Source organism: Amycolatopsis sp. NPDC051371 (assembly GCF_040682155.1).
In the GTDB taxonomy this organism is placed as follows: domain Bacteria; phylum Actinomycetota; class Actinomycetes; order Mycobacteriales; family Pseudonocardiaceae; genus Amycolatopsis.
Map to the genome: position 1 here is coordinate 155,753 of NZ_JBFBAG010000020.1, position 18,519 is coordinate 174,271.

At 72.1% G+C, this 18,519-nt stretch carries 16 protein-coding genes; 2 read left to right on the forward strand and 14 right to left on the reverse strand.

Annotated elements, in window-relative coordinates; all coding sequences use genetic code 11:
- Nucleotides 1–14 precede the first annotated feature (14 nt).
- A complete protein-coding gene (locus AB0M59_RS24745; protein ID WP_364618880.1) occupies nt 15–554 on the reverse strand; it encodes a CGNR zinc finger domain-containing protein in 540 nt (179 codons plus the stop codon).
- 77 nt (nt 555–631) lie between these two features.
- Here AB0M59_RS24745 and AB0M59_RS24750 point away from each other — a divergent pair, with 77 nt between their 5' ends.
- Complete coding sequence (locus AB0M59_RS24750) at nt 632–1,801, forward strand: MFS transporter (protein ID WP_364618883.1); 1,170 nt, start codon at nt 632–634, stop codon at nt 1,799–1,801.
- Here AB0M59_RS24750 and AB0M59_RS24755 read toward each other — a convergent pair.
- From AB0M59_RS24755 to mraZ, 13 genes are all read right to left on the reverse strand, one after another.
- Entirely contained in the window at nt 1,798–2,622 is an 825-nt protein-coding gene (locus AB0M59_RS24755; RefSeq protein ID WP_364618886.1) for an NAD(P)H-binding protein, read from the reverse strand. The genes AB0M59_RS24750 and AB0M59_RS24755 overlap by 4 nt on opposite strands.
- Nucleotides 2,623–2,698: 76 nt before the next feature.
- Nucleotides 2,699–3,559, reverse strand: coding sequence for an FtsQ-type POTRA domain-containing protein (locus AB0M59_RS24760; protein ID WP_364618888.1), 861 nt, complete (start codon nt 3,557–3,559; stop codon nt 2,699–2,701).
- A 4-nt stretch (nt 3,560–3,563) separates the two neighbouring features.
- A complete protein-coding gene (murC, locus tag AB0M59_RS24765; protein ID WP_364618891.1) occupies nt 3,564–4,961 on the reverse strand; it encodes a UDP-N-acetylmuramate--L-alanine ligase in 1,398 nt (465 codons plus the stop codon).
- Nucleotides 4,954–6,078, reverse strand: a complete 1,125-nt coding sequence (murG, locus tag AB0M59_RS24770) for an undecaprenyldiphospho-muramoylpentapeptide beta-N-acetylglucosaminyltransferase (protein ID WP_364618894.1) — start codon at nt 6,076–6,078, stop codon at nt 4,954–4,956. The genes murC and murG overlap by 8 nt, the downstream gene beginning before the upstream one ends.
- On the reverse strand, nt 6,075–7,574 hold the full coding sequence (gene ftsW / locus AB0M59_RS24775; RefSeq protein WP_364618896.1) for a putative lipid II flippase FtsW: 1,500 nt from the start codon (nt 7,572–7,574) through the stop codon (nt 6,075–6,077). The genes murG and ftsW overlap by 4 nt, the downstream gene beginning before the upstream one ends.
- Nucleotides 7,561–8,967 carry a UDP-N-acetylmuramoyl-L-alanine--D-glutamate ligase gene (gene murD, locus AB0M59_RS24780; protein ID WP_364618899.1) on the reverse strand — a complete coding sequence of 469 codons (1,407 nt, stop codon included), beginning with the start codon at nt 8,965–8,967 and terminating at the stop codon, nt 7,561–7,563. Before murD ends, ftsW begins: the two co-directional genes overlap by 14 nt.
- A 1-nt stretch (nt 8,968) precedes the next feature.
- The gene (gene mraY, locus AB0M59_RS24785; protein WP_155546014.1) at nt 8,969–10,051 is read right to left on the reverse strand and encodes a phospho-N-acetylmuramoyl-pentapeptide-transferase; all 1,083 of its coding nucleotides are present in this window, start codon (nt 10,049–10,051) and stop codon (nt 8,969–8,971) included.
- Nucleotides 10,048–11,550 (reverse strand): UDP-N-acetylmuramoyl-tripeptide--D-alanyl-D-alanine ligase, encoded by a 1,503-nt coding sequence (gene murF / locus AB0M59_RS24790; protein WP_364618902.1) that lies wholly within the window; start codon nt 11,548–11,550, stop codon nt 10,048–10,050. Before murF ends, mraY begins: the two co-directional genes overlap by 4 nt.
- Nucleotides 11,547–13,091 carry a UDP-N-acetylmuramoyl-L-alanyl-D-glutamate--2,6-diaminopimelate ligase gene (locus tag AB0M59_RS24795; protein WP_364618931.1) on the reverse strand — a complete coding sequence of 515 codons (1,545 nt, stop codon included), beginning with the start codon at nt 13,089–13,091 and terminating at the stop codon, nt 11,547–11,549. The genes murF and AB0M59_RS24795 overlap by 4 nt, the downstream gene beginning before the upstream one ends.
- 286 nt (nt 13,092–13,377) lie before the next feature.
- Nucleotides 13,378–15,300: a penicillin-binding protein 2 gene (locus AB0M59_RS24800; protein WP_364618905.1), complete on the reverse strand. Its 1,923-nt coding sequence runs from the start codon at nt 15,298–15,300 to the stop codon at nt 13,378–13,380.
- A complete protein-coding gene (locus AB0M59_RS24805; RefSeq protein ID WP_364618908.1) occupies nt 15,300–16,040 on the reverse strand; it encodes a hypothetical protein in 741 nt (246 codons plus the stop codon). Before AB0M59_RS24805 ends, AB0M59_RS24800 begins: the two co-directional genes overlap by 1 nt.
- Entirely contained in the window at nt 16,037–16,990 is a 954-nt protein-coding gene (gene rsmH / locus AB0M59_RS24810; protein WP_364618911.1) for a 16S rRNA (cytosine(1402)-N(4))-methyltransferase RsmH, read from the reverse strand. The genes AB0M59_RS24805 and rsmH overlap by 4 nt, the downstream gene beginning before the upstream one ends.
- Before the next feature lie 216 nt (nt 16,991–17,206).
- A complete protein-coding gene (gene mraZ, locus AB0M59_RS24815; protein ID WP_364382812.1) occupies nt 17,207–17,638 on the reverse strand; it encodes a division/cell wall cluster transcriptional repressor MraZ in 432 nt (143 codons plus the stop codon).
- Between the two features lie 542 nt (nt 17,639–18,180).
- Between mraZ and AB0M59_RS24820 the strand changes: the two genes are divergently transcribed.
- Complete coding sequence (locus AB0M59_RS24820) at nt 18,181–18,486, forward strand: hypothetical protein (protein WP_364618914.1); 306 nt, start codon at nt 18,181–18,183, stop codon at nt 18,484–18,486.
- The last annotated feature ends 33 nt before the right edge of the window (nt 18,487–18,519 follow it).

Sequence of the window (18,519 nt, forward strand, 5' to 3'; positions counted from 1 at the left end):
GCCACATTGGGACGCTAGGCGCGGGTCCCCGCCTTGGCTCGATAAGTCGACTTCTTCGCCTGGTTCCCGCAGATCTCCATCGAGCACCATCGCCGCGTCCCCGGGCGGGATGTGTCCAGGAACAGCGCGCCGCACGTCGGGCCGGCGCAGCGGCGGACCCGGGTGAGCTCCGGTGACGTCACCAGGTCCAGTGCGTCCCGCGCCAGCAGCGCCACCATCGCCGATGCCGGATCCGGGGCCTGCCAGCGCACCTCGCCCGAAGCCGTCAGGGACGGCGACGGCACCGGCAGAGCCGCGAAGCGGTTCAAGCTCCGGCGCACCGGGTCCCGCACCGGCGAAGTGAGCAACGCATGGATCGCCTCGCGCACCACCCACGCGTCGTCCACTGACGTGGGGCGCACCGGCGTCCCGAACGGGCCGAACGCGTCGATCCACGCTCCCCACGCCGCCGCGTCGGGCAGCTCCTCCACTTCCGCGGGCGTCCCGCGATAACGCAGCGTCCGGATGAAGTCGAGGCACAGTCTGCCCGCTCCCGCGCGGAATCGGTCCGTCATAAGGGTCACAGTACGCCGGAACCGGTTTGACTGGTACCGTCGGGAACCGATCAAACCGGTTCCACAAGGGGGCACGCATGACGGACACGAAGCAGGACGCGCCGCCCGGATGGCTCGTGCTGCTGCTGGCCGTCTCCTGTGGGCTGACCGTCGCCAACCTCTACTACGCCCAGCCGCTGCTCGCGGAGCTGCGGCACACCTTCGGCGTCGGGGAGGCCGCCGCCGGTGGGGTCGTCACCGCCACCCAGATCGGCTACGCCGCCGGGATGCTGCTGCTCGTCCCGCTCGGTGACCGCCTCGAGAACCGCGGTCTCGTCGCGACGCTGCTCGCGGTCGCGTGCGCCGGCCTCGTCGTCACCGGGGTCGCGCCGGGGTTCGCCGTGCTGCTCATCGCCTCCCTCGTCGTCGGGGCGACGTCGGTCGTCGTGCAGATCCTCATCCCGTTCGCCGCCGACATCTCCCCCGACGCCATCCGCGGCCGGATCGTCGGGCGCGTCGTGAGCGGGCTGCTGTTCGGCATCCTGCTCTCGCGCGTGGTCGCCAGCTTCCTGGCCGAAGTGACCAGCTGGCGCGTCGTCTTCCTCATTTCGGCGGGCGCGATGGCCGCGCTCGCCGTCGTGCTGCGGTTCATCCTGCCGCGCCGGGCACCCAAGACCGACGTCCACTATGGACAGCTGCTGCGCTCGACCCTGGCCATGTGGACGAAGCATCCCGACCTCCGCCACCGCGCGCTGTACCAGTCGGCGATGTTCGGGGCGTTCAGCGCGTTCTGGACGACGATCGCGTTCGTGCTCACCGCGCCGCCGTTCAACTACACCCAGCTCGGCGTCGGCCTCTTCGCGCTGGCGGGCGCGGCCGGCGCCGCGGTGGCGCCGCTGGCCGGGCGGTGGTCGGACCACGGCCACGGCCGGCGGCTCACCGCGGGCGCGTTCGTCCTCTGCGCGGCGGCCTTCGCGCTCGCCGGCTTCGGCGCCCACAGCGTGATCCTGCTGGCGATCGCCGCGATCGCGGTCGACATGGCCGTGCAAGCGACGCTGGTGACCGGCCAGCACGTGATCTACCAGCTCGACCCGTCGGCCCGCGCCCGCGTCAACAGCGTCTACCTGGGCACGTTCTTCATCGGTGGCGCGATCGGCTCCCAGGCGGGCTCGATCGCCTACCACCTCGGCGGCTGGACGGCGGTCGTCGTCTTCGCGGGCGTCCTCCCGCTGCTGGGCCTCGCCGGAATGACCCGCACCCGGGTCTAGGCGAACACCCCCCGCCGCGCGGCCACCCACGACGCGTAGGTCGTCCCCGGGCGGCCCAGCAGCTCCTCGACCACGCCGGTCGGCACCTGCGGATGCCGCAGCGTCTCCTCGAAGCCGTCGAGGATCCAGTCGACGGCCTGCTCGGGGACGCCGTACCCGACCCACTGCGCCCGCTGCTCGGCCCGGCTCAGCTCGCGGAACCGGATCTCCTTGCCCAGCACCGATCCGAGCACCGAGACCTGCCCGCGCAGGCTGATCGCCTCGGGTCCACTGAGGACGTGCGTAGCGCCGACGTGCCCTTCGGTGGTCAGCACGCGAGCGGCCACCGCGGCGATGTCGCCGAGGTCGATCGGGGTCTGCGTCGCGTCGCCGTAGGCCAGGGCGACCTCGCCCGCGCGGACCATGTGCGCCCAGTCGAGCGTGTTGTTCATGAACACGCCGGGACGCAGGAACGTCCACGCGAAACCGGCTTCCCGGACCGCCTCCTCGACGGCGCCGTACTCGTTGCCGCTGGAGCCTTCGTGGTCATCGCCGACGCTGCTGCCCGACAGCGCGACGACCCGCTTGATGCCCGCTTCACGCGCCAGTTCACAGAACCGCCGGACGGTCCGCGCCATCGGCGCCAGGTACACGGCGTCGACGCCCTCCAGCGGCAACGTCGACGGCCGGGCCAGCGAACCGACCACCACCTCGGCTTCGGCGGGCAGCGAAGCCCGCTCCGGATCGACGGTCAGCGCCCGCACCGGCACCCCCGCGGCGAGCAGCTCGTCGACCACCAGGCGGCCCACGCTGCCGGTCGCTCCCGTCACCAGGATCGTCATGACGCCCTCCTCATTCTCGTATGCCATACGAGATCGTACGGCATACGGAAAGAAAGGTGCACGGGAAACCGGAGAATCAGGAAGTGATGGTCGGCAGCTCGGGCGCCGCGACGTCGTAGACCTTGCCTTCTTGGGTGAGCAGCGCCGCCAGGACCTTGGCCTTGCGGTCCGTCTGCTCCGCCGTCCCCCAGCGGACGATCTTCCCGCTCGACAGCGTGAACTCCACGCTCGCCGGCGTTTTCGCCGTCGCCGTCGTGACCTGCTTCAGCAGCTGCTCCGGGATCACCCCGAGGACCGCCGTCACCGCGCGCGTCACCGGGTCGTCGGCCGACACCTTCGGCAGCTTGAGCTCCGGCAACCCCGCCGGCCGCGACGGGACCGTCTTGAACACCACACCGCCGCCGTCGACCAGGTGGACGCCGTCACCGCCCGGGCCGCTGTCGAAGAACGCGATCGCCGTCCGCTCGGTCACCGTGATCTCGACCGTGTTCGGCCACGACCGCGACACCTCGACCGTCGCGATGCCCGGCATCGCCGCCACCCGGTCGCGGATCTCGTCGGTGCTCAGCCGCAGCATCGGCTGGTCCACCGGCACCGCCGCCACCGCGCGGATCTGGTCGGCCGTGACCGTGCGCGAGCCGCTGACCGAGACGTCCTTCGCCCCCAGCATCGAGCTGAAGAACAGCAGGTACACCAAGGCGATCACGGTCAGCAGCGAGAGCAGCGCGACCCACCGGCGGCGGATCTCGACCTGCCGGTTGGGCCGGTTCCGCACACCGGGCTTCGGGCGCGCGGCCGAGGGCTTCGGGCGCGCGGCGCTGGTGCGGGTGCGGCGGCGTTCCTCGTCGGAGCGCCGCCCCCGGCGTTCGCGCGCCAGGGCAGCGCGATCCCGTTCGTCCTCTCCGGACGGACGGCGGCGTTCCCTGGTCGGACTCATCGGCTCAGCGCTTGTCCAGCTCGGCGAGGATCTCCGGGCCCAGCTGCGTCACGTCCCCGGCGCCCATGGTGACGACGAGGTCGCCCCCGTGCGCGAGGCTCGCCACCAGACCCGCGGCGACGTCGAACGCGGGCTCGTAGTGCACCGGCACGGTCACCGCGTCGGCGATCAACGCACCGGTCACGCCCGGCTCCGGCTCCTCGCGGGCGCCGTAGACGTCCAGCACGACGACCTCGTCGGCCAGGGACAACGCCGAAGCGAACTCCGCCGAGAACAGCTTGGTCCGCGAGAACAGGTGCGGCTGGAACACGACGACGACCCGGCCGGTCCCGGCCGCGGTCCGCACCGCGCGCAGCTGCGCGGCCACCTCGGTCGGATGGTGGGCGTAGTCGTCGTAGACGCGGACGTCACCGGCCCGCCCCTTGAACTCGAAGCGACGCCGGACGCCGCCGAAGGCCGCGAGCCCGTCCGCCAGCCCGTCGGCGGGCGCGCCCAGCTCCAGCCCGGCCAGCAGCGCCGCGACCGCGTTGAGCGCCATGTGCTCACCCGGCACCGCGACCCGCACCGACAGCTCGCCGCCGTCGAGCGCGAGCCGGACGACACCGCCGTCCGGCGCCGGCGCGTAGTCGAGCACGCGGGCGTCTCCCTCATCGGTGACCGTGCGGCCGTAGCGGCGCACCCGGACCCCCAGCTCCGAAGCCTGCTTGCCCAGCTCGTCCGCCGCGGGGTCGTCGCCGCAGACGATCAGCAGCCCACCCGGCTCGATCCGGCCCACGAAGTCGGTGAACACCTTCGTGTAGGCCTCGGCGGTGCCGTGGTGGTCCAGGTGGTCCGGCTCGACGTTCGTCACGACCGCGACCGACGGCGAGTAGGTCAGGAACGAGCCGTCGCTCTCGTCGGCTTCGGCGACGAAGATGCCGCCCTCGCCGTGGTGGGCGTTGGCCCCGGACTCGTTGAGGTCGCCGCCGATGGCGAACGACGGGTCGAGCCGGCAGTGCTGCAGCGCCACCGTGAGCATCGACGTCGTCGACGTCTTGCCGTGCGTGCCCGCGATGCAGGCGACGCGGTGGCCTTCCATCAGCCCGGCCAGCGCCTGCGCCCGGTGCAGCACCGGGATTCCCGCGGCACGCGCCGCGACCAGCTCGGGGTTGGTTTCCTTGATCGCCGTCGAGACGACCACCGACGAAGGCGGCTCGGAAAGCGCGGTCAGGTTCGCCGCGGCCTGGCCGACGAACAGCTCGGCACCCTGGGCCTGCAGCGACAGCAGCGCGCGCGACTCCTTGGCGTCCGAGCCCGACACGAAAGCCCCCCGGGCCAGCAGGATCCGCGCGATGCCGGACATGCCGGCACCGCCGATCCCGATCAGGTGCGCCCGGCGCAGCTCTTCAGGCAACTCAAGCACCGGCGGCCTCCAAAACGATGCGAGCGAGCAGTTCGTCGGCTTCGCGGTGCCCCATGCCGACCGCGGCCGCGCCCATCTTCGCGACGCGGTCGGCGTCGGCGACCAGCGGGACGACCAGCTCGGCGATCTTGGCCGGGGTGAGGTCGGCGTCGGCGACCATCAGCGCCGCGCCGGCGTCGACCGCGGGCCGGGCGTTGGTGGCCTGCTCGCCGTTGCCGATCGGCAGCGGGACGAACACCGCGGGCAGCCCGACCGAGGTCACCTCGGCGACCGTCATCGCGCCCGAGCGGCAGATCGCGACGTCCGCCGCCGCGTAGGCCAGGTCCATCCGCTCCAGGTACGGCACCGGCGCGTACGCCGGCCGGCCCGGGAACTCCTGCACGACCAGCGTGTTCTTGGGGCCGTGCGCGTGCAGCACGCCGACCCCGGCGTCGGCCAGGTCCTTGGCCGCGCCGGAGACCGCGGCGTTGATCGACTGCGCGCCCTGCGAGCCGCCGAACACCAGCAGCGTCGGCGCGTCCGGGTCCAGCCCGAAGTGCGCGCGGGCCTCGGCGCGCAGCGCGGCCCGGTCGAGCGACGTGATCGACCGCCGCAGCGGGATCCCGACGACCTCGGCCTTCGGCAGCGGCGTGCCCGCGACGGCGACCGCGACCCGCTTCGCGAACCGCGCGCCCACCCGGTTCGCCAGGCCGGGCGACTGGTTGGCCTCGTGCACGACGATCGGGACACGCCCGCGCGCGGCCAGGTAGGCGGGCAGGGCGACGTAGCCGCCGAACCCGACGACGACGTCCGCGCCGACCCGGTCCAGCACCTCCCGGGTGCGCCGCACGGAGTCGCGGACCTTCAGCGGCAGCCGCAGCAGCTCCGGCGTCGGCTTGCGGGGCAGCGGGACCGGCGGGATCAGCTCCAGTTCGTAGCCGCGGGCCGGGACGAGCTTGTTCTCCAGGCCACGCTCGGTGCCGAGGGCGATCACGGTCGCGTCCGGGCGCAGCCGCATGACGGCGTCGGCCAGGGCGAGTGCGGGTTCGATGTGTCCTGCGGTGCCACCACCGGCGACCACGACCACAGGCGCCTTGCCCGCGACGGCTCGCTCGGTTCCCTTGACGGGCTTACTCACCAATGACCTCTCCGGTTCGCGGTACTCCGGGTACCACGGCTCGCTGTTGTCCGCGCGGCCCCGCGAGACGTGGCCGTGCTCGTCCGTGCCGCGCTGCGGCGCACCGGTTCGCGGACCGACCTGCGTCGTTCCTGCGCCGGGGCGGGCCGCGCCGCACGGGGCGCGGGCCTGGCCGCCTTCGCCCCGGTGCGCGCCGCCCCCTTGCGGGTGGCGGGCGGGCGGTACGGATCGGGCGCGGGCAGCCGCAGCAGGCGTCCGAATTTACCCGGCCCCTGTGTGCGCAGCGCGGCCACCGCCTCCGGTTCGTGCCGGGCGGCGTTCGCGAGCACCCCCATGATGAGCATGGTGATCACCAGCGAGGTGCCGCCGTAGGAGATCAGCGGCAGCGTGACGCCGGTGACCGGCAGCAGGCCGACGACGTAGCCGATGTTGATGCCGGCCTGGGCCACGAGGAAGACGGTCAGCGTGCCGGAGACGATCCGGATCCACGGGTCGATGTTGCGGGTGGCGATCCGCAAGCCCACCACGGCGACCCCGGCGAACAGGCTCAGCACCACGACGCAGCCGATGAAGCCGAGCTCCTCGCCGATCAGGGCGAAGATGAAGTCGTTCTGCACGTTCGGCAGGTAGCTCCAGCTGGCCGCGCCCTGGCCGAGGCCCTTGCCGAACAGCCCGCCGTCGGCGAGCGCCAGCTTGGCCTGGTTCGCCTGGAAGCCCTCGGCGCTGGTGTCGGCGTCCGGCGAGAGGAACGACATGACGCGGGCGAGCCGGTAGGGCGCGATGAGGGCGAGCACGAGCACGCCGGCCAGGCCGCCCGCGAGGATGACGCCGAACAGCCGTTTCGGGGCGCCGGCGAACCACAGCAGCGCCAGGAGCACCACGGCCAGGGTGACCGTGCCGCCGAGGTCCGGTTGCAGCATGACCAGGGCGAACATCAGCAGCGCGATCGGCACGACCGGCACCAGCAGGTGCCGCCACTGGTGGATCACGTTGTACTTGATCACCAGGATGTGCGCACCCCAGAACGCCAGCGCGACCTTCGCGGCCTCGACCGGCTGGAAGGTGAAGTCGCCGAGCCGGAACCAGCCCTGCGAGCCGTTCACCGTCGACCCCAGCGGGGTCAGGACCAGCACCAGCAGGCCCAGGCAGACGACCGTCGCGGTGGCCGACATGCGCCGGATCCGCTCCAGCTTGACCCGCATGCCCAGCCAGAACACCACGCCGCCGAGCGCGACGAACACCAGGTGCTTGACGAACAGCGAGTACACCCCGCTGCCGGTCTTCGGGTTGTAGGACTCGACCGACGACGCCGACAGCACCATGACGATGCCGATGACGGTGATCACGCCGGTGAGGGCGAGCACCAGGTGGAACGACGCCAGCGGGCGCGAAAGCCACGCGGTCAGCGCCGTCCGGAACGCGACGAAGCCGCTTTCCTTGCGTTCGCGGCGCGGCCGCTTCGGCGGTGTCTTGGGCTTGGGCTCAGTGACCGTCACTCGGCTCCCCCGCTGCGTCGTCGCGGAGGACGTGCACCGCCGCGGCGAACGCGTCGCCGCGCTCGCCGTAGTTGCGGAACATGTCCAACGACGCCGCGGCGGGTGCGAGCAGCACCACGTCACCAGGCCGGGCCATCGCGCTGGCCGCTGTCACCGCCGCAGTCATGGGTTCATGGTCACCCGGACGGAGGCTGTTCACCGGGACATCCGGCGCGTGTCGCGCGACCGCGGCGGCGATCACGGGTGAATCGACGCCGAGTAGCACAACTCCGCGCAGACGGCTTGCGATGCTGCTCACGAGTTCCTCGACGGAAGCGCCCTTGAGCTGGCCCCCGGCGATCCACACGATGCTCCGGTGCGCGCGCAGCGACCCGGCCGCGGCGTGCGGGTTGGTCGCCTTCGAGTCGTTGACGTACCGCACCCCGGCGACCTCGGCCACCTCGACGGCCCGGTGCGGGGCCGGCTGGTACTCGCGCAGGCCCTTCAGCACGGCCTCCGGCGGGACGCCGTGGGCGCGGGCCAGCGCGGCCGCGGCGAGGGCGTTCGAGACGTTGTGCGGGCCCGCCGGGCGGACGTCGGCGAGGGTGGCGAGCTCTTCGGCGCTGTTCGCCGGGTCGGCGACGAAGGCGCGGTCGACCAGGAGATCCTCGACCAGGCCGAGCTCACCGGCGGTGGGGGTGTCCAGGCGGAAGCCGACGCGGCGGGCGCTCTCGGGCGCGTGCTCGTCGGCGATCCGGGCGGACCACTCGTCGTCGGCGTTGTGCACGGCGACCTTGGCGCGGGTGTACACGCGCCCCTTGGCGGCCGCGTACTCGTCCATCGAGCCGTGCCAGTCGATGTGGTCCTCGGCCAGGTTGAGCACCACGGCCGCGTCCGGCGCCAGCGTCGAGGACCAGTGCAGCTGGAAGCTCGACAGCTCGACGGCCAGCACGTCGTAGCCCGCGCGGACCGCGTCGAGGGCCGCGTAGCCGATGTTCCCGCAGGCCACGGCGTTCGACCCGGCGGCCTTGAGCATCGATTCGAGCATGCCGACGGTGGTCGTCTTGCCGTTGGTCCCGGTGACCACCAGCCACGACGGCGGGTGGTCGCGCAGCTGCCCGGCGCGCCAGGCCAGCTCGACGTCGCCGATCACCTCGACACCCGCTTCGGCGGCGGCCACCAGCAGCGGCGACGTCGGCCGCCAGCCGGGGCTGGTGACGACGAGGACGACGTCGGACGGCGGCTCGGTCAGGCCGGGCACCAGCTCGGCGCCCAAGCCTTCGAGTTCGGCCAGGCGCTCGGCGTTGCCGTCGGTGACGGTGACCTTCGCGCCCAGCTCGGTGAGCACGGGCACGATCGACTTGCCGGTGACCCCCGCACCGGCGACCAGGACGTGACGACCGGCGATCTGCACGTCAGCCGCCGAAGCCGAGCTGCTCGCTGTAGAACAGGCCCAGGCCGAACATGCAGCAGATCGCCGAGAGCAGCCAGAACCGGATGATCACCGTGGTTTCGGCCCACCCGGCGAGCTCGAAGTGGTGGTGGAAGGGCGCCATCCGGAACAGTCTTCGCCGCGTCGTCCGGAACACCGCGATCTGCGCGACCACCGAGATCATCTCGACCATGAACAGGCCGCCGATGACGATGGCGAGCAGCTCGGTGCGGGTGGTCATCGACAGCCCGGCGACCAGGCCGCCGAGGGCCAGCGAGCCGGTGTCGCCCATGAAGATCTTCGCCGGGGCCGCGTTCCACCACAGGAACCCGACGCAGGCGCCGGCGGCCGCGGCGGCGACCACCGCCAGGTCGAGCGGGTCACGGACGTCGTAGCAGGCGGGCGCCGGGCCGTTGGCGCAGTTCAGCCGCTCCTGCCAGAACGCGATCACGACGTAGGTCGCCAGCACCATCGCCGCCGAGCCGCCCGCCAGGCCGTCGAGGCCGTCGGTGAAGTTCACCGCGTTCGACCAGCCGGAGATCACGATGTAGCAGAAGATCACGAAGATCACCGAGGGGAAGGTGATCAGCGCGAGGTCGCGGACGTAGGAAAGGCTCTCCGACGCCGGCGTGATGCCGCGCGAGTCCGCGAAGTTCAGCGCCAGGACGGCGAAGGCGATGGTGACGACCAGCTGGCCGACCAGCTTCGCGGTCTTGTTCAGCCCGAGGTTGCGCTGCTTGCGGATCTTGATGAAGTCGTCGAGGAACCCGACGATCCCGAGGCCCACCGCGAGCATCAGCACGAGCAGCCCGGAGGCCGTCGGCGCGCCGCTGCGGGAGTTGAACATCCAGTTGATCAAGTGCGCGGCGAAGTACCCGACGACCATCGCGATGATGATCGCGACGCCGCCCATCGTCGGCGTACCGCGCTTGGACTTGTGTCCCTGCGGGCCTTCCTCACGGATCTCCTGGCCGAAGCCCTGCCGGGAGAACACCCGGATGAGGTAGGGCGTGAGCAGGATGGAGATCAGCAGGCCCGCCCCGGCCGCGATCAGGATGCTGATCACGCGTCACCACCGTTCGAGCGATTCTCGGAGTTGTCGGTTTCCCGGGGTTCGAGCAGGGCTTCGGCCACCCGCCAGAGGCCGGCGGCCTTGGAGGCTTTCACCAGCACCACGTCCCCGGGGCGGAGCTGATCATGCAGCAGGGCGATCGCGGCCCCGACGTCGGGTACCAGAGTCGATTCCTCGCCCCAGGAGCCTTCCTGGTGCGCGCCCTGGTGCATGGCCGCCGCCTCGGGGCCGATCACGACGAGCTTCGCGATGTTGAGCCGGACGACCAGCCGGCCGATCTCGTCATGCGCGGTGACCGCGTCCGCGCCGAGCTCGCCCATCACGCCGAGCACGGCCCAGGACCGGCGGCCGCTGTCGCGCGTCATCGCCGCGAGGGCCTTCAGGCCGGCCCGCATCGACTCGGGGTTGGCGTTGAAGGAGTCGTTGAGGATCGTGACGCCGTCGGGCCGCGTGACGACCTCCATGCGCCGCGCCGAGCGCCGTTCGAGCCCGGACAGGCGCGCGGCGATCTCGTCCGGCGTCGCGCCCAGCTCCAGGGCGACCGCCGCGGCGGACAGCGCGTTGCCGACGTGGTGCTCGCCGTGCAGCGGCAGCTTCACGTCGGCCTCGCCGGCCGGGGTGACCAGCCGGAAGGACGCGCGGGCCTCGTCGTCGAGGGTGATGTTCTCCGCGCGGACCTGCGCCGAGGCGCTTTCGCCGACGAACACGACGCGGGCCTTCGTGCGGCTCGCCATGGCCGCGACCAGCGGGTCGTCCAGGTTGAGGATCGCGACGCCGTCCGCGGGGAGGGCCTCGACCAGCTCGCCCTTGGTCTTCGCGATGCCTTCGCGGGAGCCGAACTCGCCGACGTGCGCGGTGCCGACGTTGAGCACCACGCCGATCCGCGGCGGGGCGATCTCGGCGAGGTGGGCGATGTGCCCGGGCCCGCGCGCGGACAGCTCCAGCACGAGGTGCCGGGTCTGTGCGTCGGCCCGCAGCGCCGTCCAGGGGTGCCCCAGCTCGTTGTTGAACGACCCGGGCGGCGCGACCGTCGGGCCGAGCGGCTCGAGCAGCTGCGCGATGACGTCCTTCGTCGACGTCTTGCCGGACGACCCGGTGACGCCGACGACGGTCAGGCTGCCCTCGGACAGCCGCTGCACGACGTACCGGGCGAGCTTCGCGAGCGCGGCCAGCACGGCGGCGCCGGACCCGTCCTTGTCGCCGGTCAGCGCGACCGACCGCTCGTGGGCCTCGCCCTCGGCCAGGGGCGGCACGACGATCGCGGGCGCGTCGACCTCGCGGGCGGCCAGCACGGCCACGGCACCGGCCTCGGCGGCCTGCGCGGCGAAGTCATGGCCGTCGACCTTCTCCCCCGGCAGGGCGACGAACAGGCTGCCGGGCGTGAGCTTCCGGGTGTCGAACTCCACGCTGCCGGTCACCTGCGCGCCCGGGTCGGCGCGGTGCAGCCGGCCGCCGACGATGTCGGCGATCTCGGCCAGGCTGAGCACGATCACACACTCACCTCGAGTTTGTTGCGGATGGCCGCGGCCAGCTCGTCGCGGTCGGAGAACGGGTGCACGACACCGCCGGCCTCCTGGCCGGACTCGTGCCCCTTGCCGGCGAGGAAGACGATGTCGCCGGGCCCGGCGAGCGCGACGGCGTGCTCGATGGCTTCGCGGCGGTCGCCGATTTCGACGACCTCGCCGCCCTCGGCGGGCCCGACGGCGCGGGCGCCGGCGAGCATCGCGGCGCGGATCGCCGCCGGGTCTTCGGAGCGCGGGTTGTCGTCGGTGACGATCAGGACCTCGCTGCGGCGGGCCGCCGCCTCGCCCATCATCGGGCGCTTCGCGGTGTCGCGGTCGCCGCCGCAGCCGAGCACGGTGATGATCCGGCCCTCGGTGCGGGCCCGCAGCGCGTCCAGGCCCTGCGCGACCGCGGCCGGCTTGTGGGCGTAGTCGACGACGGCGGTGAACTCCTGGCCGACGTAGACCCGCTCCATCCGGCCCGGCACCTGCACCCGGCCGAGCCCGGTGACGATGTGCTCCAGGCTCACCCCGGCCGTACTCAAAATCGCCGCCGCGAGCACGGCGTTGGCGACGTTGAACTCGCCGGGCAGCGGGATCCGGGCGGGTGCGCTGACGCCGTCCGGGCCGTGCAGGGTGAACGTCTGCTCGCCGTGCGGGGTGGCCTGCAGGTCGGTGGCCTTCCACGCCGCGTCGGTGCCGGGATCCGTGGTCACCGTGACCGTCTGCGGCGTGAGCAGCGCCTGGCCCCAGGCGCTGTCGACCACGACGACCTCGGTGGTCGAGCGGCCGTCGAACAGCAGCGACTTCGCGGCGAAGTACTCCTGCATGTCCTTGTGGAAGTCCAGGTGGTCCTGGGAGAGGTTGGTGAACGCGCCGACCGCGAACCGCGTGCCGTTGGCGCGGCCCAGCGCCAGCGCGTGGCTGGAGACCTCCATCGGCACGTGCGTGACGCCGCGCTCCAGCATCACCGCGAGCAGCGCCTGCAGGTCCGGCGCCTCCGGCGTGGTGAACCCGCTGACCAGCCGCTCGCCGGCGATCCGGGTCTCGACGGTGCCGATCAGCCCGGTGGTCAGGCCGGCCGCCTGCAGGCCGGCGTCGACCAGGTAGGACGTCGTGGTCTTGCCCGAGGTCCCGGTGACGCCGAGGACGGCCAGCCGCAGCGACGGCTCGCCGTAGATCCAGGCGGCGATCTCGCCGAGGGCGGCGCGCGGGTCGGCGTGCACGAGGATCGGGACGCCGGCGTCGCGCAGCGCGGGGCGCTCGGCCCCGTCGGCGTCGGTGAGGACCGCGACGGCGCCCGCGGCGATCGCCTGGTCGCTGAAGTCGGCCCCGTGGGCCCGGGCGCCGGGCAGGGCGGCGAAGAGGTCGCCGGGCAGCACGTGCTGGGCGCGCAGGGTGGTGCCGGTGACGGTGATCTCGGCGGCGTCGGGGCGGTCGGCGATCAGCCGCGCGTCCGCCCTGGCGAGGAGGGTCGCCAGCGGGACCGGGTCGATGCGCGCCGGGCGCGGCGGCGCGGGGACCGCTTTCACCGGGCTTTCCGGCACCTGGGAACTGGACGATGACACGGACACGGCCAAGAGGCTACCGGCGGCCGTCCGGGGGGCCCGCACGCGGTACGGCGATTGCGCGCGGCTGAGGCACATGTGCTAGATGCGTCGGCAGACCCTCTTGCCCCGCAACACTTTCCCGCCCGCGACCAGCCGAAGTGGACGATGCCCGGCCGAAAAGCCGTGAAGGCCTCCTTCCCGGCTCAAGAAGCCGGCAAGGAGGCCTTCACGGACCAAGAAGCGGTAAGGGGGCCTTCACGGATCGTGCTCACGGCACGATGAGCGGGACCTCCGGCGACGGCCCGTCCGACAGCGGGATCTGGAACCGCTGCGTCAGGTACGACGCGATGCTGTGGAACAGCGGCGCGGCGGAGTGCCCGACCGGCAGCGTCGTGTCGGGCGCGTCCAGCCGGATCCCGACGACGAACCGGGGGTGGTCCGCGGGCAGGATGCCGGCGAAGGTGATGTTGTACAGGTGGTCGCTGTAGCCCTTCGTCCGCGGGTCGATCTGCTGACCGGTGCCGGTCTTGCCGGAGATCTGGTAACCCTCGACCGCCGCCGTCGGCGCGGTGCCCTTCTGCAGGCCCTTGCCGTTCTGCGCGACCGCGCGCATCATGTCGCGCACCGTCTTCGCCGTCTGCGGGCTGACCACTTGGACCTGTTTCGGCGCCGGCTCGGGCACCGCCGTCCCGTCCGGGTTCACCTTCGCCTTCACGATCCGGGGTTCGACGCGCAGGCCGTCGTTCGCGATCGTCTGGTACAGCCCGGCCATCTGCAGCACGGTCATCGAGAGGCCCTGCCCGATCGGCAGGTTGCCGAAGGTGGTCGCCGACCACTGGCTGCGCGCCGGCACGACCCCCGCGCTCTCGCCGGGCAGGCCGACGCCGGTGCGCTGGCCGAGCCCGAACTTCTTGAGCAGGCCGGCGTAGCGCTCCTCGCCGATCTTCTGCGCCAGCAGCAGCGTGCCGATGTTGGACGACTTGGCGAAGATCCCGGCGGTGGTGAACGTCTGCGTGCCGTGGGTCCAGGCGTCGTGCACGGTCTTGTCGGCCACCTGCAGCGAGCCGGGCACCTGGATCGTCGACTCGGGCGTCGCGACGCCGTAGTCGATCGCCCCGGTGGCGGTGACGACCTTGTTGACCGAGCCGGGCTCGAACGGCGTGGTGACCGCGGGGTTGGCCAGGTCGTCGGTCGTCCACGTCGACTGGTCGTTCGGGTCGAACGACGTGTTGTTGGCCAGCGCGTAGACCTCGCTGGTCTTGGCGTCCAGGACGACCGCCTGCCCGCCCTTGGCGTGCGACTGCTGGACGTAGTCCGCAAGCTGGCGCTGCACCTCGTACTGCAGGTCGGAGTCGATGGTCAGCTCGAGGTCCGAGCCCGGCACGGCGGCCTGCAGGTCGCGCTCGGTGCCCGGGATGACGACGTTGTCGCTGCCGTTCTTGGTGTTGACCAGCATCCGCCCCGGGGTGCCCGCCAGGTCGTTGTCGCGCAGCAGCTCGAGCCCGACCAGGCCGTGCAGGTTGTGCTTGGACACGTCCGGGTCGTCGGAGCGCCAGTTCGCCGCGCCGACGATGTTGGAGGCCAGGCTGCCGCCCGGGTATTCGCGCAGGGCGCGCTTCTCGACGCCGATCCACGCGAAGTGCTTGACGATGTCGGCGGCGAGCGACGGCTCGACGTTGTGCTCGAGGTAGGTGAAGGACGCCTGCTTGTGGAACAGGTCCAGCAGCTGCTGCTCGGTGAGCTGGTTCGGCACCTTGGCCGCGATGTACTTGGCGGCCGCGGCGGTCTCGGCGTCGAACGTCTTCTTCGTGCCGGGGTTCTTCGTGGCGAAGTCGTCCATGCTCTTGTGCAGCGCCTTGAGGTTCACCGACAGCGAGCGCACCTCGACGCTGAACGCCAGCTTGGCGCCATTGCGGTCCACAATGGACCCGCGCTGGGCCGGGATGTCGATGTTCTGGGTGCGCTGCTTCTCGGCCGCCTCGGAGAGCGCCCCGGCTTCGAACCACTGCACCTGCACCAGTTTCGCGCCCGCGACGAGCAGCAACGCGACCAGGATCAGGCGCACGGCGGAGAACCGGCCGCGGTTGCCGCCGTTGCCCCGCCGCGCGGCCGCGCTGCGCGTCCCGGCCGCGTAGGTCCGCCGCGCGCTGCCGGTGGTGCGCGCGCGGGCCTGTCCCCGGCTCGAAGCCATCACTGGCCGCCGCCCGGCTGCGCCGGCGGCACCGGCTGCTCGTCGGCGGGCACGGCCGGCTGGTCACCCTCGATCGGCACGCCCTGCTGCGACTGCGTGCCCGCGGCGGGCGCGGCCGGCGGCGCGACCGGCACCGCCGGCGCGTCCGCCTTGGCCTTCTTGGGCTCGCCGACCAGCGACGTCTTCCCGTCCGGGCCCACGAGGATGCGTGCCGGGTCGCCGCCCGGCACCATGCCCAGCTGCTGGGCCGCGGGGGCCAGCGACGCGGGCGACTCGGCCTTCGCGACGTCGCGCTGCAGCTGTTCCTTCGTCTCGGCCAGGTCCGAGTTGGTCGAGCGCAGCTGCTCGAGCCGGTAGGAGTCGGCGATCGCCTGCGTGGTCAGCCACAGCGTGGTCGCCACGCCGGCGGCCAGCAGCGCCATCATCAGCAGCACGAACGACGCGCGCGACTTCGGCAGCCGCAGCTTGAGCCGGCCCGTGGACTCGCGAGCCGCACCCGGCTCGGCGAGCTTCGGCGCGGGCCGCGGCTCGCGTTCCTTGAGCAGGTCGGCGCGCTGGGCGCGGCGCGCGTAGGCACGCTCGGCCGCGGACGTGCGGCCCCGCGAAGCGCGGCGCGGCGCGGCCTTGCCCGGCTCGAGGGTCTGCGGGTCCGGCTCGGCGGTGGTCGAGGTGCGGGCGGCCTCGCTGCGGCCCCGCGTCGCCGGCGCGTTCCGGCGGCGGGACTTCGTGGGAGCGGTCATCGCGGCTCTCCGATCCTCTCTGCGGCCCGCAACCGCACCGAAGCGGCGCGCGGGTTCCGTTCGATCTCCTCTTCGCCGGCCTTTTCTGCCCCCCGGGTCAGGAGCTTCAGCTCCGGTCCGTGTCCGGGCAGCTCGACCGGAAGCCCCTCCGGGGTGCGGGACTTCGCGAGCTCGGCCAGCGACTGCTTGACCAGCCGGTCTTCCAGGGACTGGTAGGCCTCGACGACGATCCGCCCGCCGACCGGCAGCGCGCCCAGCGCCGCCGGCATGGCCCGGCGCAGCACTTCGAGCTCGCCGTTGACCTCGATCCGCAGCGCCTGGAAGGTGCGCTTGGCCGGGTGCCCGCCGGTACGGCGGGTGGCGGCCGGGACGGCGTCGTAGAGCAGTTCGACCAGGCGCCCGCTGTTCGTGAACGGCTCCTGCTCCCGCGCGGCCACGACGGACTTGACGATCCGCTGCGCGAAGCGTTCCTCGCCGTAGTCCCGCAGGATCCGGATCAGCTCGCCGGGCGCGTAGGTGTTGAGGACGTCGGCGGCGGTGAACCCGGTGGTCGGGTCCATCCGCATGTCCAGCGGCGAGTCCTTCGAGTAGGCGAACCCGCGCTCGGCGCGGTCCAGCTGCATCGACGAGACGCCGAGGTCGAACAGGATGCCGTCGGCGCTTTCCAGGCCCAGCCCGGCGAGCGCTTCGGGGAGTCCGTCGTAGACGGTGTGCACGAAGTCGACGCGGTCACCGTGGCGGGCGAGGCGTTCCGCCGACTTCTCCAGCGCGGCCGGATCCCGGTCCAGGGCGACGAGACGCAGCCGCGGGAACGCTTCGAGGAGGGCGTCGGAGTGCCCGCCGAGGCCGACGGTCGCGTCCACGAGGACGCCGTCGCGCTCGGCGAACACGGGGGTGAACAGCTCGACGATCCGCCTCAGCAGTACCGGTACGTGCTCGGGTGCCGTCATGGTGTTCCCTCCCCCTCTCTCGCCTGGGCGGCCCGGGGGAAATATGGCGGATGCCGTCAGGTCCCTGTCCGCCCGCTGCCGACCTGGTACCGGGGAAGGTGCACCAGGGCTGTTGAGCGGACAGAGGCCTCACGGCATCCGGGTGGACGTCTCCCAGTCGGTGCGGGCGGCGAACCTCTCGTCCCCCGACGACGAAGGTGCACCGCGACCGCACGCCTAGAAGACGCCCGGCAGTACTTCCTCTCGAGCCTTCGCGTAGCTGTCTTCGTGTTCTTCCAGGTAGCCCTGCCACGCTTGGGCGTCCCAGATCTCGAGCCTGGTGATCGCCCCGATCACCACGCAGTCCTTGCTGAGCCCCGCGTAGCGGCGGAGCTCGGGCGCGATGCTGATGCGCCCCTGGCCATCCGGTCGTTGCTCGTCCGTGCCCGCGAACAGGTAGCGCTGGTAGGCCCGAACCGCCTCGTTGGTGAACGGGGCCTCGGCGACCTTGCGCGCCATCTGCTCGAACTCGGCGCGGGGGAAGACGAAGAGGCAGTGATCCTGCCCCTTGGTAAGCATCAGCCCACCCGCCAAGGCGTCACGGAACTTCGCGGGCAGCGCGAGCCGCCCTTTGTCGTCCAGTTTCGGGGTGTGGGTGCCGAGGAACACGGCCTCCACCTCCCTACCGCACCCGGTGGCGAACCTCCGCCTGCGGCTCCGGGGCTTCCCTTCCGCCCCACTGGCCACCACCGTACCCCACTTTTCACCACAGTCAACGCGACAAACGGACGGACCACTCCGTCGTGTGCTTTGTTTGCGCAGGTCAGCAGGGTGGGGGTCAGTGGGGGGTGCCGTGGGGGACGGTGGCCAAGATCCCCCGCGCCGGGGTCCGGAGCAACCTCAGCTGCACCCCATGCGTCCGCATAACGGCCGCGAAAGAACCCTAGGGGCTGTTCGTGGGGTCAGGTGGGGAGCCAGGGTGGGTCCCAGTGGGGGACACCCGCGGAACCCGGTGGGGTCGAGTGGTGGCTCGTCAGCTCCCGCCCTGCCCGGCCCAAACGTCTTGAATGAGTCATTCAGGACCTCCGAAGACCTGAATGAGTCATTCAAGACGTTTCGGAGTTGTCCACAGTCACCCGTTATTACCGCGAGTAGTCCACAGATCACGGAAAGGTCTTCCGTGTCGCGACCGACCCGGCGACGATCGACGCGTGGTCAGACAAACGTGGGCGCGCGACTCGGAGGCACTCTTCTCGGCCAGCAGGTTGGGTGTCATCACCGTGGCGCACCTGGAATCCCTGGGCGTACCGCAGCGGACGAGCTACCGGCGGTGCCTTCCCGGCCAACCTTGGCAGCGGCTCCTGCCCGGCGTGGTCCTGCTGCGGACCGGGGAGCCGACGCGTCGGCAGCAGGTCGAGGGAGCGCTCCTCTACGGCGGCGACGAGGCCGTCATCACCGGTCTGGAATCGTGCCGGCACCCGACATCGTCAGCCCTTCCCCTTACCGACAGTGGTTGATCGGCTCCAGGAAATCACCAAACCGGTGATCGC

Coding starts and splice junctions, on each gene's coding strand:
- AB0M59_RS24745 (WP_364618880.1), bottom strand. CDS start 554: ATGACGGACCGATTCCGCGCGGGAGCGGGCAGACTGTGCCTCGACTTC.
- AB0M59_RS24750 (WP_364618883.1), top strand. CDS start 632: ATGACGGACACGAAGCAGGACGCGCCGCCCGGATGGCTCGTGCTGCTG.
- AB0M59_RS24755 (WP_364618886.1), bottom strand. CDS start 2,622: ATGACGATCCTGGTGACGGGAGCGACCGGCAGCGTGGGCCGCCTGGTG.
- AB0M59_RS24760 (WP_364618888.1), bottom strand. CDS start 3,559: ATGAGTCCGACCAGGGAACGCCGCCGTCCGTCCGGAGAGGACGAACGG.
- AB0M59_RS24800 (WP_364618905.1), bottom strand. CDS start 15,300: ATGGCTTCGAGCCGGGGACAGGCCCGCGCGCGCACCACCGGCAGCGCG.
- AB0M59_RS24805 (WP_364618908.1), bottom strand. CDS start 16,040: ATGACCGCTCCCACGAAGTCCCGCCGCCGGAACGCGCCGGCGACGCGG.
- rsmH (WP_364618911.1), bottom strand. CDS start 16,990: ATGACGGCACCCGAGCACGTACCGGTACTGCTGAGGCGGATCGTCGAG.